Source organism: Staphylococcus sp. HGB0015 (assembly GCF_000411275.1).
GTDB lineage: Bacteria > Bacillota > Bacilli > Staphylococcales > Staphylococcaceae > Staphylococcus > Staphylococcus schleiferi.
Genome location: NZ_KE150418.1, coordinates 278,216 through 293,932 on the forward strand (window position 1 = coordinate 278,216; position 15,717 = coordinate 293,932).

The following is a 15,717-nucleotide window of genomic DNA, read 5'->3' on the forward strand; positions in this document are numbered from 1 at the left end:
AATGATATTAATTGTTAATTTAGAAAAGATGACCACAGCCATAACGAAACAACTTGCGCATAAACAATATCTGTTTAAAAGAAATCATACGAAACACCACTATAAAAGTAATGAAAATCAGCACTGTATTGGTGAACTACTCGTGCATTACGGGTTAAAAACGATGTATCAGCTCGACCCTTTAGATTGGCAGTTTAAATTTGGTGCCTATGGTAAACCTTACATTGACACACCGCAGCCGGTATTTATCAGTTTGTCGTATAGTGGTAAGTATGTCGCTTGTGCATTTGACCAAAGTGAGATTGGCTTAGATATTGAAAACCTCAGTACAATTGAATGGCAACGATTGAAAATGCAATTTACAAATGAAGAAGCACAATGGATTGATAATGAAACACAATTTTATATGATTTGGACGCAAAAAGAAGCTTATGCCAAGTTGACAGGGAAAGGCCTATCAGAAGGTGTTGCAACAAATAATGTATTAGAACCCCTTTATTTTCACGGACAACCTGTCGCATTTCAAACACAGATTAAAGATACTTTGATGATCCAACTTTGCCAAGCAGCGCCCTGTACACAAACGCCAATGATTGAAGTCGATGTTGCGACATTACTGAAATAACCATCTTTATGTAGCTCAACGCGCTATGACCATTGACACAACTTCAATCATTTCAAATGTTGAAGCGGTCACATTTTGCACTTTTAATGACAGTGTGAAGTGTGACTGCTTATTGTCAAAATAAAGTGGATTATTATATGATTTGATTAATAGTGAATTGTAGAAAGATAGCAGATGAGAAAGGGTGTTTCATATGAAACAACATGAAGTGGTGGAAGTAAAGAATGCAGTGGAAGACGCATTGGTAGAGGTACAAAAAGTAAAAAAGTTAATCAAGGACGTCCGTATTTGGAGTGGGTTTGATATGTTAGGAAATAGTTCAATCCATAGCTATTTCAAAAGAAGAAAGATTAAAAAAATGAATACGCATCTATCGCAATTACAAACGCAATTGCAAAATACAGTGCCCATGCTTAAAAATATGGATGAGGATTTAGTATTAGCGATTTCAAATAGTGAAAAAGATCAACTGTATGATGTTTGGTGGGATAATATCTTCACAGATGCTAAAGTACATGGCGAAATCAAAAAAGTGAAAAAGAGTGTCGAACAATTAGAAATCGCTTTAAATCGCATTTTAGCATCTTTGAATTAAACAATTACGCATAGTTCGGCATACATAAAAATTACACTTTTATAATCATAAAACACTTGACTTTATATTGTTTTAACGTAATATAATTAATATAAATATGTTATATGATTTATTAATTATTAAAAAATAATATGAAGGAGTGGAATTTATGCTGAAAATGCTCTCTGCGTTATCGACGTCTCTCACATTGTTGCTCATGCCAATGGTTTTTGCCCCTACGACTTATGCCAGAAGTTTGTTTTCCAGACCGTTACCTTCTTCTACCGTTGCTCAAACTGCACCTAAAATGATGTTAATGAATCACGATGAGAATGACAGTCCGCATCAAGATGCAACTGAAAACAAAACACCCGCAACTGAAAGTGCTCATCAAGATCAACAGAATCGCACCTTGCCTCCTTTTTATTACCCCAATGTTAATGAATATATAATAGAACATCATCTGCCTCACTCAAAAATTGTAAAAGATCCAAGAATGAATACTTTACCACATCTCAATTACAAATATGGAACTTATATCGGTGTTGTGATTCACGAAGTGGGTGAAGATAACCGGACACTTCAACAATGGGTCGATCGAATGTACGCTACATATGAAAGAGCGTTTGTACATGCCTTTGTAGACAATAAAGAAATTCATCTCACTGCACCATCAGAATATTACGTTTGGGGTGCAGGCAAACAAGCTAACCCGTATTTTTACCAAATCGAAGTTGTCAGAATGTATACTTTTGATGATTTTGCAAGATCGGTCAATAACCAAGCGTGGCTCGCAGCGTATATGTTAAAACAAAATCATTTAACACCAACACTCGCTGACGATCAAGAAGGCGTGGGCTCCGTCATTAGTCACAATGCAGTTCGAAAATATTGGGGCGGTACAACACACGTTGACCCAATAGCATATTATGCAATATGGGGATATGATATGCATCAATTCTTTGATTTGGTGAAGTATCATTATAATCATATGTAAAAAATAAAATATAGCTATCTTATCGTATTAGAAAAAACTTTTGTAAGCCATTAATTTAAAGGTTTGTTGCCTGATTTTTTAGGTAGCAAGCCTTTTTAATGTCTATTTTTTTTATGCGATGGTCTTTATTAAAACTACAACTTTTTTCTTGATTTAAAATGCTATAAACTTATCGTTAAATAAAATTAATAAAGGTGTGGTAAAAAATGAAAAAAATATACAATATTATCACAACAGTTCTTATTTTGATCTCTTTAACGATTATTATGACCTCCATCTTTGTGCATAATGAACAATATCAAACGATGATTAATACCGTCTTGTTCATCCTTGTTATATTTATAGGTATATTCGCCGTTACAGTTAGAATCATACACGACAAAACTAAAAAATAAAGAAATCGCATGTTGTTTTACAAATCATTAACTTCATATTGCGATGATGCCTGGCTTTATTCTCTTTTTTGTCAACAAGGAATCGGATTGCTCTTAAAAAGGTAAAATGAAAGGAAATGACACAAATAATGTGTTTTGCGCTATAATTTAAAATAAAGCGTCAATTTATTATACAAGCACCATACGAGGTTAGAAAATAAATCGTTTTGGAGATGTAAGATGGAAGCATTATTTGAGTTAATTAAAAGTCTTTTGTATATTATTGTGTTCATTCCTTACTATTTCATTGCTTTTGGGGTAGTAATGTACGCATTAATACTATGCTTATTGATAGTGAGAGAACCGATCAAGAGATTTTTCGATCGCCATTACTATGGTGAAGATAGTGATCAAATTTCATATGCAGCGGGGCCGTGGTTCATTCTTGCATGGGCTGTGTTAATTAGTTTCATAATTATTGTAGTATTACTTTATATTTTTGCACTTCTCTTAGGAGAAGTTCTGATATTTATTTTATTTGTTATTGGTGTGTGTTTGTTGTATAAAAAATTTAAGTCAGGGTTTAAATAGAGAGGGTTTGAGTCTGGATGGCATATCAAAGTGAATTTGCGTTAGAGAACGATGTATTAAAACAGTTAACTCAGATGGGGTATGAACAATTAAATATTCATACACACGATGAAATGTTACAAAATTTTAGAGCAATTATTAATGAGCGTCATATAGAAGCACTCAATCATCAACCATTAACAGATACTGAGTTTGATCGTTTAATTACAGATATTAATGGTAAATCTGTGTTTGATAGTGCAGTTATTTTAAGGGATAAGTATGTACTCAAACGAGACGATGAAACGGTTGTTTATTTAAGCTTCCTTGATCAAAATAAATGGTGTCAAAATAAATTTCAAGTTACAAATCAAGTGAGTGTGAAAGATACTTATAAAAGTCGATATGATGTGACAATTTTGATAAATGGTTTACCATTAGTTCAAATTGAACTTAAGCGCAGTGGTGTCGCTATTTCAGAAGCATTTAATCAGGTAGAACGTTACCGCAAACAAAACTTTACTGGCTTATTTAGATATATCCAACTGTTTGTGATTAGCAACAAGATGGAAACACGCTACTATGCGAATAGTGATTTAACGATATTGAAGAGTCATATGTTCTACTGGAGTAATGAAAAAAATGAAAGAATCAATCATTTGAAGCGTTTTATTGAGGACTTTTTAGAGACGTGTCATCTCGCTAAAATAATCAGTCGCTATATGATTGTTAATGAGACTGATAAGATTCTTATGGCTTTACGTCCATATCAAGTGTATGCAGTTGAAAAATTGATAGAGCGTGCACTTGAAACTAATAACAATGGTTTTATTTGGCATACGACAGGAAGCGGAAAAACTTTAACCTCTTTTAAAGCGAGTCAAATCTTGTCGCAACAAGAAGGTATTAAGAAAGTCATCTTTTTAGTAGACCGAAAAGATTTAGACAGTCAAACGTTGGCTGAATTTAATAAATTCCAAGAAGATTCTGTTGACTTAACAGACAGCACGCGTAAATTGTTAAAGCAACTAGGGGATGCAACATTACCATTAATTGTGACAACCATCCAAAAGATGGCACATGCGATTAAATCGAATGACCCGGTTATGAATCAGTACGAGCACGACAAAGTCGTATTTATTATAGATGAATGTCACCGAAGTCAATTCGGTGAAATGCACCGCTCAGTTAAACAACATTTTAAAAATGCGCAATACTTTGGTTTTACTGGTACACCGCGTTTTGAGGAGAACAAGAGTCAAGATGGCCGTGCCACTGCAGACATCTTTGATAAATGTTTGCATCATTATTTAATTAAAGATGCGATAAGAGATGGTAATGTTCTTGGTTTCTCTGTAGATTATGCACGTACATTTGACCCTAAAAAAGACTTAGAAGAAGAATATGTTAGTAAAATCAATGAAAAAGAAGTTTGGATGGCGGAAGAAAGAATCAGTAAAATTACTAATCATATCATTGAAAACTATGCTAAAAAAACAAGAAATGGTCATTATACCTCTATGCTCACAGTACAAAGTATTCCGATGGCTATTGCCTATTATGAAGCTTTTAAAAAAGCAAAAGAAGCAGGTAAACATAATTTAAATGTCACAACCATTTTTACATTTCAACCTAATGAAGATTCAAATGAACAAGAAGATTTTGTACATTCAAGAGAAATGTTAGATCGCGTCATGGTAGACTATAATGCAATGTTTGGGACAAACTTTAACACGGATTATTTTGATGGCTTTTTCTCTGATGTCTCTAAAAAGATGAAGAAAGTGATACCTGGAGAAAAAATAGACATTCTTATCGTTGTTGACATGTTTTTAACAGGATTTGATAGTAAAAAATTGAATACGCTTTATGTTGATAAAAATCTAAAATATCACAATTTGATTCAAGCTTATTCAAGAACGAATCGTGTTGAAAAAGAAACAAAGCCTTATGGTAATATTGTTTGTTATCGTGACTTGAAAGTGGAAACAGATCAAGCGATAGAAATCTTTTCACAAACTGATAATACAGATACTGTACTCAGTGGCTCATATGAAGAATATCTAGCTGACTTTAAGGAAATATTGAAGCAATTATTTGCGCTGGTTATCACACCCGCTGATGTAGATCAGTTAGAGCGAGAAGATGACCAAAAAGAATTTGTATTGATATTTAGAGCTTTAGCAAGCTTATTGTTAAAATTAAAAACGTTTGAAGAGTTTGAATTTACACCAGAACAGTTGGGAATTAGCGAGCAAACCTTTGAAGATTATAAGAGTAAGTATTTAAACTTATATGAAAAAGTAGTGAAAAGTAATAAAGAAGAGTCTGAGGGTGTTTCTATCCTTGAGGATATTGATTTTAAAGTAGAAATTCTTAGAAATGATTTAATCAATGTACAATATATTATGAACTTAATTGGTCAGATTGAACTTAAGGATAAAGTTGAACAAGAACGTAATCGGAAACAAATTCACCAATTATTGGATCGTGCAGATGATGAACAATTACGTCTAAAAGCAGATTTAATCCGTCAATTTTTAGATAAAGTTGTGCCAACATTAAAAGAAGGTACAGATGTGAATGAAGCTTACTATCAATATGAAGAAGCTGAAAAGCATAAAGAAATTGAAGCATTTGCGGAAGATAAAGCATATCCGTATCAATTGTTAGGTCATATTATCGAAGAGTATGAATATAGTGGCAGTATTAATAAAAATACTATTGATGAAGGATTGAAGAACCAAGGTGGATTTTTAGCAAGAACGAAAACAGCGAATAAAATCAAAAGCTTTGTTATGGAAACAGCACAAAAATATAGCAGCATAGAATAAATTTTAAAAATAACTGCAGTTTTACTTTACTGCAGTTATTTTTAGGTGTATACTTCATGTAGTAGAATAAAACTTCAAGGAGATGAGTGCAATCAAACCGTTAATCCGATATCACAGTGGGACGATTATCAATCGCTTAACCCCCGTTGCAGATGCACTTGGCACGCCGATAATGATTTATGACCAAAACATGATGGACGAGGATTTAGGTAAATATACCCGGCATCCAACTCAGCCCAAAATGATAACTTTGGAAGAAGGGCACAATGCGAAATGTATTGAAGCAGGACAGATCGTTTTCAATATGATTACTGGAGAATGTGTCATTGTAAGTTCTAAGTATTCAGGGGCAATCTTACCGTATAACTATACACATATTGAAGTAGATAGAGATAGAGTTTATCCACGCTATCTTGTGTATTGGTTAAACTACTCACCGAAAGCATTAAAACAAATCAAGCTTTATCAACAAGGTGGAAGCATGATTAAAAAAATTACGCATAAGCAGTTACAAGCATTAGAAATACCGTTGCCTTGTATGCACCAGCAAGAATTAATAGGAAACTTAGCACATAGCAGAGTGAGATTAAAATACTTAAAAGCTAAAAGAGAACATCTGATGGATACTTATTTAAGAGCGATTTTATTTAGGGAGGAACATTAATATGTCAATTACGGAGAAACAACGTCAACAACAAGCGGAATTACAGAAAAAATTATGGAGTATTGCGAACGATTTGCGTGGGAATATGGATGCAAGTGAGTTTAGAAACTATATTTTAGGGTTAATCTTTTATCGCTTTTTGTCTGAAAAAACAGAAGTTCAAGTTGATGTTTTACTTGAGGGAGAAAACATGACTTATGAACAAGCATGGCAAAATGAAGATTATAAAGCAGCATTAGAAGCAGAATTATTAGAACGTATCGGTTATGTGATTGAACCACAAGACTTATTTAGCACTTTAATAAAAAAAATTGAGAATCAAACATTTGAAATAGAGGACTTGCATAAAGCCATCAGTAAAATTGAAACTTCTACAAGAGGCCAAGAGAGTGAAGACGATTTTGATCATCTTTTTGATGACATGGATTTAAATTCTTCGCGTCTAGGGAATACAAATGCTGCACGTACAAAATTAATTTCTAAAGTCATGATGAATTTATCTACTTTACCATTTGTGCATAGTGATATCGAAATTGATATGTTAGGTGACGCATATGAATACTTAATTGGCCAATTTGCAGCAACAGCAGGTAAAAAAGCAGGAGAGTTCTATACGCCTCAACAAGTTTCTAAAATATTAGCTAAAATCGTAACTGCAAATAAACAAGACTTAAAAAATGTTTATGACCCTACATGTGGCTCAGGTTCTTTATTATTGAGAGTGGGACGAGAAGCGAATGTAAGACATTATTATGGTCAAGAATACAACAGCACAACATTCAACCTCGCTCGAATGAACATGTTGCTACATGACGTGAACTACAATCATTTCTCTATTGAAAATGGTGACACATTAGAACATCCAGCAGTATTGGAAGAAAAATTTGAAGCGGTGGTTGCTAACCCACCATACAGCGCAAAATGGAGCGCAGACCCATCATTTTTAGATGATGAGCGTTTTAGTAACTATGGTAAATTAGCACCAAAGTCAAAAGCGGACTTTGCCTTCATTCAACATATGATTTATCACTTAGATGACAATGGTACAATGGCTGTTATCTTACCACACGGTGTGCTTTTCCGTGGCGCTGCAGAAGGTGTAATTAGAAAGTATCTCATTGAAGAAAAAAACTATTTAGACGCTATCATTGGGTTACCAGCAAACCTCTTTTTCGGTACGAGTATCCCTACAGCGATATTAGTTTTTAAAAAATGTCGTGAAAAAGATGAAAATGTCTTATTTATTGATGCATCACAATCATTCGAAAAAGGGAAAAATCAAAACCATCTTTCAGATGAAGATGTGAATAAAATTGTCGAAACGTACTTAAAGCGTGAAGACATCGAGAAATACAGTCACGTTGTTACTTTAGATGAAATTAAAGAGAATGACTATAACCTAAATATTCCAAGATACGTGGATACTTTTGAAGAGGAAGAGCCTGTTGACTTAGAGGCAGTTCAGCAAGAAATCAAAGCAGTGGATGAAGAAATTGCATCATTAGAAAAAGAAATTGCAGGTTACCTCAAAGAATTGGGAGTTGAGATGCATGACTAATGAAACAAAAAATGTGCCTGAACTAAGATTTCCTGAGTTTGATGGTGAATGGGAGAAAAAAGTTCTTGGTGAAATAAGCAATAGAGTTAAACGTAAAAATACCAATTCTGTCTCTAAAATGCCCTTAACTATTTCAGGGGCATTAGGTTTAGTAGATCAGGTTACATACTTTAGTAAGTCAGTATCTGCTAAAAACTTGGATAATTATACGCTGATTAAAAATGGTGAGTTTGCATATAATAAAAGTTATTCGAATGGTTATCCATTGGGTGCAATTAAAAGATTAGAGAGATATGATCAAGGTGCATTATCAACGCTATATATTTGCTTTAAATTTAATGATAATCAAAGTTCAGAATTTATGAAACATTACTTCGAATCAGATAAATGGTATAAAGAAGTTTCTCAAATAGCTGTAGAAGGAGCCAGAAATCATGGTTTACTAAATATTCCAGTAAACGACTTCTTTTCTATAAATTTGTTTACACCAATGTTGCTTGAACAACAAAAGATCGGTGAATTTTTTAGCAAACTCGATCATCAAATCGAGTTAGAGGAGAAAAAATTAGCTTTGTTAGAAGAACAGAAAAAGGGCTATGTGCAAAAGATTTTCTCACAAGAATTAAGATTTAAAGATGAGAATGGAAATAATTATCCAGAGTGGAATGAGCAAAAACTTGAAGAATTAGGAACATTCAATTCTGGAGTTGGATTTCCAGAAAAATATCAAGGCGGAAATTTAGGAATACCATTTTTTAAAGTTTCTGATATGAACCTTCCCACTAATAAAACTCTTATGAATATGGCCAATAATTATGTTACTGATCAACAAATAAATGAAAAGAAGTGGAAAGTTATAAATGATGTGCCAGCTGTAATATTTGCTAAAGTAGGCGCAGCTATAATGTTGAACAGAAAAAGAATGGTGATAGAACCATTTTTAATGGATAACAATACAATGAGTTATTCATTTTCGACTCATTGGGATACAAACTTTGGAAATATATTTTTTCAAACTTTAAATTTACCAAAATATGCTCAAGTAGGTGCTTTACCATCCTATAATTCTAAAGATATAGGCATTATTGCCGTAAATCTTCCTTCATTAAGTGAACAGAAAAAAATAGGTAGCTTTTTTATTAAACTAGATAGTTTTATCGAAAAACAATCAGCTAAAGTTAAAAGATTGAAAGTGAGAAAAAAAGGATTTTTACAGAAGATGTTCGTTTAATTCTGATAAGGGCCTATTATGTTAATTTGTTTTAATTAAACTGAGAATGAACAGCATCTTAAAGTAGGGTTTAATGTAAAAGCTTTATTTTGGAAATAATGAACAGGAATAAAAAAGGGTGCCATTGATGACACCCTTTTTATTATGTGTTCTTTTCCATTGCTTTGATTTTGATGCTGTTTTTAATGATGAGGTACCCAATATAGATCAAGACTAAAAGAGGAAGGAGTCTAAGTAGCGCAAATGGCAACTCAAATAGTATTGCTTTCCACATCAGGTCAAAAGGCATTTCAAACAAACCAGGTGTTAAAAATAAATGGAATATGCCACTTTTTAAGTAGAAAAATATGATAAAGAAAAAAGGAAGCATTATAGACAAGTAAAAGGTCTGTAGTCGTTTGAAATATTGGATTTGTGATGTGGTGTCAGAAAATAAAACATCTTGACCTTCTTTTTCTTTTTGCCAGTATTGATTGTCAGTGCCATATTTATGGCCATAAACATGTTGCCAACCACAGTCTTAGTGTAGCGCAATGTATTCGTCATACTGCTTTTTGTTGAGTGAACGATAATCAATTCTAGTCACATATTTTTTCTCTGTCTTTCTAAAAGTGCAGATGCCCCATGAGCTATGCGCTATTAATTGATAGCCTTTCTCTAGTTGTGCATTAATCCATGCTTCTTCTTTAATAGGATTTATAAAGATTTTAAACTTCCTCATTCTTCTCACTTCCTTTTTTGTAGATTTCGGCCATTCTTAATAATCTTTTGTTTTCTATTGCTAAAATATGTTCGCCTAATTCAGTAATTTGATAAACTTTTTTTCGCTCTTTGGGCGGGCTGATTAATTCAATGTATTGGTGCTTTTTTAAGTTTTCAAGTGCGCCATACAATGTCCCTGCTGCGATATTGACTTCTTCCTCACTTTTTTCTTTGACAATTTGCATGATTTTATAGCCATGAATGGGTGTTCTGACGGCTAAAAGAATATAATGCATCGTTTCAGATAGAGGCACTAGCGGATAGCGTTTCATGTTGTCACTCCTTTTAACTATATCGTCGAACTGTATAGTTAAATTATATAGTAAAACTTTATAAAGTTCAACTGTATAAATAGTCTTTATTAATAGCAATGGGGGAGGAAGTCATTGAACACTGTCAGTTAGAAGTGAAGTAACGCTAATTTCTGGTTTTGTTAATGATGAATAATACTTGATTGTTTAAAAGGATAGAAATAATATTTTGCTAGCTGTTTGAATAGATAGCATTATATGATTAGACAATTATATTTATAGATTGAATCGCGACAAGTGCCATTAACTCACTTTTTATTATAAGAGTGTTGACGGGTTTCTAAAAATCAACTATCTTATATTATAAGATAGTTAGAATAGGTGATGGACATGTCTGTATCTAATCAAATGATGAAAGGGCTTTTGGATGGCGCGATATTAGGTTTAATCGCGCAAGGAGAAACTTATGGGTATGAAATTCTAGAAAAATTAAAAGATAACCAGTTTCCAGAAATTAGTGATGGGAGTATATACCCTGTATTATTACGATTAAGTCAGAAAGGATATGTGCATACAACAACAAGAAAATCAGATAATGGTGGACCGAAGCGAAAGTATTATACGATTTCGGAAAGTGGAGAAAAAGAGCTTGAACAATTCAAAGTAAAATGGCGTGATTTGAATACAGGTATGAATCATCTTTTTGGGAGGGTGTAAGAAATGTTAAGTAAACAGTCAGAAGATTTTTTAGTTAAACTTAGAGTTGAACTTTTGTTTAGAGGTAAAAAGGAAGAAGATATTGAAGAAATTGAAGCAGAATTAAGAGATCATTTAGAAACTGCAGAAAAACAAGGTGAAGATGTCCATGCAATTATTGATACGCCAATTAAAGCCTATGCTGACCAGTTTTCAAAGCATTTGCCTTTTATCAATCTTTTGACTAAATATGTTACCTTTTATGTCTTATTTCTGTTCGCACTGTTTACAGTACCTGATTTATTCGCACAGTCTTATACTTTAACAGTAAGTACCATTTTAAATGCGATTTTTACTTTTTTAATCACTGTCATACTTGGCCTATATACGATTCGGAAGTTGATATTGACATTTGGTGACAGTAAAAAAACATACATTTTTGGAGCGATGGGAGGCATTCTGATATTTGGTTTAATCGTATTGAGCACATTTTTAGCACATCATTTTCCATTGTATGAGATTGTTACATTGAATCAACAAGAAAGTAATATTGTAGGTATTATCTTGCTTATACTAGTTACGATTATTTGTTTCATATTAAAACAAAAAATTTACGCGTTCATTTTACTCTTAGTTTGTCTACCTAATATGATTGCTTTAGTAACGACACAAAATGGCTCACAAATAGAGTATCTCATTATTTCGTTTTCTTTAATTATTGCCCTCAATTTTGCTTTTATTGTCTATACCTTTTATCAATTTCGTAAAGATTCAAAGAATAAAAATTAAATATTGTTAAAAATAACTAATATCAAAAAAACCGCTCATGTGATGTGAACTTATCACAATTGAGCGGTTTTTAATTTTAATCTAATTGATAGCGATGGACGAATAGTTGTCGCACAAGATCGATTGTCATCATCCAAACGATATGACCGAATAATTCAGAGAGATGCTCTTGGAAAGGTTGATTCCAAGGCGCAGGAACGGTATGCATAATCGGCATAATGATCAAGTGGAATAACACCCAAATCACAATACCAAAGACAGCCCCTTGTCCCATTGCCATATACGCATACTTTTTAACTAAGAAACAATAGATAATGGCAATGACAATGGAAAAACTAAAGTGAACGATAAAGCTCACCCAAGGTAATGACATGCCGGAGAATGTATACGTTTGATGTGTGAAATCGTGACTGAATCCTAATTGTTGCAATAATTGTTGAGGCGGATTCGTCGCGTTTCTTTCAGGTGTTCGTGGTGGAAACATGACTTCCCAACCTAATTTTACAATACCAGACAGTAAACCACCGATAATACCTGTATAGATGAACATACCTATGTGTCTTTTATTCAACTGAAAGACCTCCTGTTTATTTATCTATATTTAGTATAGTACTACGTGAAAATGTTCTCAATTCATTTTGAATAAAAATATTTGTCTATTTAATAACAGAATATGTATATTGTGGGACGATTTATACAATAGTAGGATTCATTTTTCATTCACTTGTAAAATACTTCCTAAGTCTCATGATGGCTTGAACTTAAACCTATATTATTAAACAGGACATATGAAAAAGGAGCATTTTATGGAACCTACAAAAAAGAGAATTGAAGTTTTAGATTATTTAAGAGGATTTGCTTTACTTGGTATTATTTTTGCGAACATTGTTTCGATTATACATGTGACAGAACATACAGGAAATGTCGACATTGTGTATATGAAATATTTAAATATTTTGGTTGAAGCGAAATTCTTTTCTATCTTTTCATTATTATTTGGTATCGGCTTTTATATCTTTTTTCACAATGCGAAACAAAAAGACGTCAATCCGTACTTTCTTTATTTAAGAAGAATCCTAATCCTATTGCTATTGGGTTTGATACATCAAATCTTCCAACCCGGAGAAGCATTGTTTTTCTACGCGATTGTGGGTTTACCTCTTTTACTTTTTACATTTGTAAATAAGCGTATCAATCTCGTCCTTGGACTGATTTTATTGGCGTTAGGCGTCCTAAGCGGTAACAAAATCACTTTTATACCGGGACTATTTATACTCGGTTATACAATTGGGCAATATGACCTTCATAAGACGATCTACCATCATGCGAAAGCACTGCGTATTTCATTATTGTTATCAACAATAGGTTTTATCATTTCTATGGTTATTTTACAACTCTATTATGTCGCACCAGCTTATGATCTAGTGGAATCTACAATGTCAAATGAGACTTTTGTTAAGAAGTATGAGACTTTTTCAAATCTCATCGTCTATACTGCACCGTTTATTTCACTATTCTATGTGCTAGTGTTTGTCTACTTATTAAAATTTGAAGGTGCGAAAAAAATATTGCGACCACTCAAATATTACGGTCAAATGGCTTTAACGAATTATTTATTGAATACATTTTTAATTATTATTGTCGGCAAATTTGTTACATTAACCTTTGCACAAACAGGGTTAGTCTGTGTCGCGATTTTAGCTGTACAAATGGCCTTTTCAATGATTTGGCTACGCGCATTTAGATACGGACCGATTGAATACATTTGGAGAATGGGGACTTATTTACAAGTCTTTAAAATCAAAAGAAGTTAATATCGATGTAATTGAACATGAGTATTAAAGAAATGGGTACAGAAGTCGCCGTGATTTTGGTACGATACGCAATGAGTCTGGAATATAAATCTCAAAATAAATAGAGCTAAGATGATGTTTAATTGAAAATCATCTTAGCACTTCTTTTTTATGATAGAACTTCGTAGATTATGACTTCATTTTTCGAGATGACAATTTCAGCCTGTAATCTTTGGCTCGTCTTATTTTTTGATGCTCTAGCTTGGACATATCGGTACTTTAAGAGTAACAATTCAAAATCGAAATAGTTACACTTATGATAAAGACAAAAAGAAAACCGTTAAAAAGCCTCTAAAATTAGAGGTTTTTTTCAATAAATTTTTATTCGTTATTTAAAATATACTTAACAACATCAACATGTAAGTTACTGTTTCTATAACCTTCCAAAACATCGTTAACCTGTCCCTTTGGAATATTAGGAAGATTTCTAATCTCGCATAACTTCGACTCAAATTCACGCTTTGTCACTTTTTTATTTTCTGTTGTTAACATAAATAGATAATTATTCAACTTTTTAATCTCATCAACATTATAACCATAACGTAATAAAACTAAATCTTTAGTTTTCAAATTAGGAGCTAGTTCCTCTTGAAGTACATCTATAGACTGCTTAATCAACAAAAGTCTAGATTCTAACTCTTCGTTATTCATTAAAATCACACTCTCTTATATTAAAGTTTGACCCACTTGAGATACCCCAAATCCAATACTACGTGCAGAAGAATCTTTAATGCCAGTATTCATAAGGGCTTGAGCAACTTGTCCTCCTACATTACCCCAAGTCGCCTCTTCTTGTTTTAAAATATTATTTAAAGTTGGTACTATATATTTATCCCGACGCTTTTCTAATACAGAATCCTAAATATTTTCTAAGCTAATGCTATCTTGATTATTCGTACCCTTTTCTTGGTTTGACAGAGAATTGAAAAAGCAACTTGTTTATAATCGTTTCAAAACCTCAAACCGCTCCTTACTTTTTCCGTTTTTTTGAACTACGAGCTGAAACAATTGTGACTCCTAAAAATCCAATGAATCCATTAAATAAAGCCGGTAAGAAGGTCATATGTCCTATAAAAAGACCGATTAAAAAATTAATACCCCAGTTATTAAAGAAATTATCCATTGTTCTAATTTCATAAATTTAAAAACTCCTATCTACTCAAAACAGGTTAGTAAACAACATTGCTTGATTTCCATTACTTTATTGACATTAAGTCTCTGAACCTTTTAATAAATTTTATCACAATAGTTATGACTTTACAGGTCTATTTTTCGTCATAATAATTGATTTAAGTTTATAAGGATACACACTTCCATACCACAAAAATAAACTGTGCAGTCGCGTTTTTAAACACGACTACACAGTTTTTTAATCCCGTTTATTATTTTCTAGGTTGTCTCTCTCTTTATGTGTAATATTGGAAAATGTTGAAACTTAGTTTGATTTTCTGCTACGGCCTAATAATAATGAACCGAATGCTAAGCTTAATCCACCTGCAAGTGTTGTACCGAATAATGCAGCATCGCTTTCGCCACCAGTTTCAGGTAAAGCTTTCATTTCGCTGTTTGCTTTCGCATCTTTGTTTTCGTTCATCATTGCTGGTTTGTTGATCACAAGTTCTTGACCAGGCATGATGACATTTTTGTCTGCTAAGTGATTGTCTTTAGCAATTTGGTCAGCAGTTGTGTTGTTTGCTTTAGCGATTTCGTTTAAAGTTTCACCAGGTTTAACAACGTGAGTTGAAGCTTTTGGCATTGCTTTGTTACCAGAATTGTTCATACCGTTGTTACCAGATTGTTCTTTAGCTACGCCCATGTCTTTGTTGTCTTTTTTACCAGCTTGGTCAGCTTTGTTACCTTTGTCGACTTTACCGTCTTTGTCTTCAGCTTTATGACCTTTGTCGGCTTTGTTGTCTTTGTCGCCTTTGTCTTCAGCTTT

General features: G+C 33.0%; 13 protein-coding genes and 2 pseudogenes. 10 read left to right on the forward strand and 5 right to left on the reverse strand.

The window, feature by feature from the left end; genetic code table 11:
- Position 1 precedes the first annotated feature (1 nt).
- From ausB to HMPREF1208_RS07970, 7 genes are all read left to right on the forward strand, one after another.
- Positions 2-625, forward strand: a complete 624-nt coding sequence (gene ausB, locus HMPREF1208_RS07930; protein ID WP_016425838.1) for an aureusimine biosynthesis 4'-phosphopantetheinyl transferase AusB — start codon at positions 2-4, stop codon at positions 623-625.
- 193 nt (positions 626-818) lie between these two features.
- Complete coding sequence (locus HMPREF1208_RS07935; protein WP_016425839.1) at positions 819-1,220, forward strand: hypothetical protein; 402 nt, start codon at positions 819-821, stop codon at positions 1,218-1,220.
- A gap of 148 nt (positions 1,221-1,368) precedes the next feature.
- On the forward strand, positions 1,369-2,196 hold the full coding sequence (locus HMPREF1208_RS07940) for an N-acetylmuramoyl-L-alanine amidase (protein WP_016425840.1): 828 nt from the start codon (positions 1,369-1,371) through the stop codon (positions 2,194-2,196).
- Positions 2,197-3,178: 982 nt separating this feature from the next.
- A complete protein-coding gene (locus tag HMPREF1208_RS07955; RefSeq protein ID WP_016425842.1) occupies positions 3,179-5,974 on the forward strand; it encodes a type I restriction endonuclease subunit R in 2,796 nt (931 codons plus the stop codon).
- 82 nt (positions 5,975-6,056) lie between these two features.
- On the forward strand, positions 6,057-6,638 hold the full coding sequence (locus HMPREF1208_RS07960; RefSeq protein ID WP_016425843.1) for a restriction endonuclease subunit S: 582 nt from the start codon (positions 6,057-6,059) through the stop codon (positions 6,636-6,638).
- Between the two features lies 1 nt (position 6,639).
- Complete coding sequence (locus HMPREF1208_RS07965) at positions 6,640-8,196, forward strand: type I restriction-modification system subunit M (protein WP_016425844.1); 1,557 nt, start codon at positions 6,640-6,642, stop codon at positions 8,194-8,196.
- Positions 8,189-9,427, forward strand: coding sequence for a restriction endonuclease subunit S (locus tag HMPREF1208_RS07970; RefSeq protein WP_016425845.1), 1,239 nt, complete (start codon positions 8,189-8,191; stop codon positions 9,425-9,427). The genes HMPREF1208_RS07965 and HMPREF1208_RS07970 overlap by 8 nt, the downstream gene beginning before the upstream one ends.
- A gap of 142 nt (positions 9,428-9,569) precedes the next feature.
- Here HMPREF1208_RS07970 and HMPREF1208_RS12585 read toward each other — a convergent pair.
- Positions 9,570-10,148: pseudogene (locus HMPREF1208_RS12585) on the reverse strand (DUF2812 domain-containing protein).
- Entirely contained in the window at positions 10,135-10,461 is a 327-nt protein-coding gene (locus HMPREF1208_RS07980) for a PadR family transcriptional regulator (protein WP_016425847.1), read from the reverse strand. The pseudogene HMPREF1208_RS12585 and the gene HMPREF1208_RS07980 overlap by 14 nt, the downstream one beginning before the upstream one ends.
- 369 nt (positions 10,462-10,830) lie before the next feature.
- Between HMPREF1208_RS07980 and HMPREF1208_RS07985 the strand changes: the two genes are divergently transcribed.
- Together HMPREF1208_RS07985 and HMPREF1208_RS07990 are read left to right on the forward strand one after the other, a co-directional pair.
- The gene (locus HMPREF1208_RS07985; protein WP_016425848.1) at positions 10,831-11,157 is read left to right on the forward strand and encodes a PadR family transcriptional regulator; all 327 of its coding nucleotides are present in this window, start codon (positions 10,831-10,833) and stop codon (positions 11,155-11,157) included.
- Positions 11,158-11,160: 3 nt separating this feature from the next.
- The gene (locus HMPREF1208_RS07990) at positions 11,161-11,925 is read left to right on the forward strand and encodes a hypothetical protein (protein ID WP_016425849.1); all 765 of its coding nucleotides are present in this window, start codon (positions 11,161-11,163) and stop codon (positions 11,923-11,925) included.
- A gap of 76 nt (positions 11,926-12,001) precedes the next feature.
- Here the strand turns inward: HMPREF1208_RS07990 and HMPREF1208_RS07995 are convergent, their stop codons facing one another.
- Positions 12,002-12,481: a YagU family protein gene (locus HMPREF1208_RS07995; protein ID WP_126496391.1), complete on the reverse strand. Its 480-nt coding sequence runs from the start codon at positions 12,479-12,481 to the stop codon at positions 12,002-12,004.
- A 250-nt stretch (positions 12,482-12,731) separates the two neighbouring features.
- On the opposite strand from HMPREF1208_RS07995, the gene HMPREF1208_RS08000 reads away from it, so the two are divergent.
- Positions 12,732-13,739, forward strand: coding sequence for a DUF418 domain-containing protein (locus HMPREF1208_RS08000; protein ID WP_016425851.1), 1,008 nt, complete (start codon positions 12,732-12,734; stop codon positions 13,737-13,739).
- A 360-nt stretch (positions 13,740-14,099) separates the two neighbouring features.
- Here the strand turns inward: HMPREF1208_RS08000 and HMPREF1208_RS08005 are convergent, their stop codons facing one another.
- Together HMPREF1208_RS08005 and spa are read right to left on the reverse strand one after the other, a co-directional pair.
- Positions 14,100-14,429 carry a hypothetical protein gene (locus HMPREF1208_RS08005; RefSeq protein WP_016425852.1) on the reverse strand — a complete coding sequence of 110 codons (330 nt, stop codon included), beginning with the start codon at positions 14,427-14,429 and terminating at the stop codon, positions 14,100-14,102.
- A gap of 784 nt (positions 14,430-15,213) precedes the next feature.
- Positions 15,214-15,717: pseudogene (spa, locus tag HMPREF1208_RS12435) on the reverse strand (staphylococcal protein A); the annotation flags it as partial.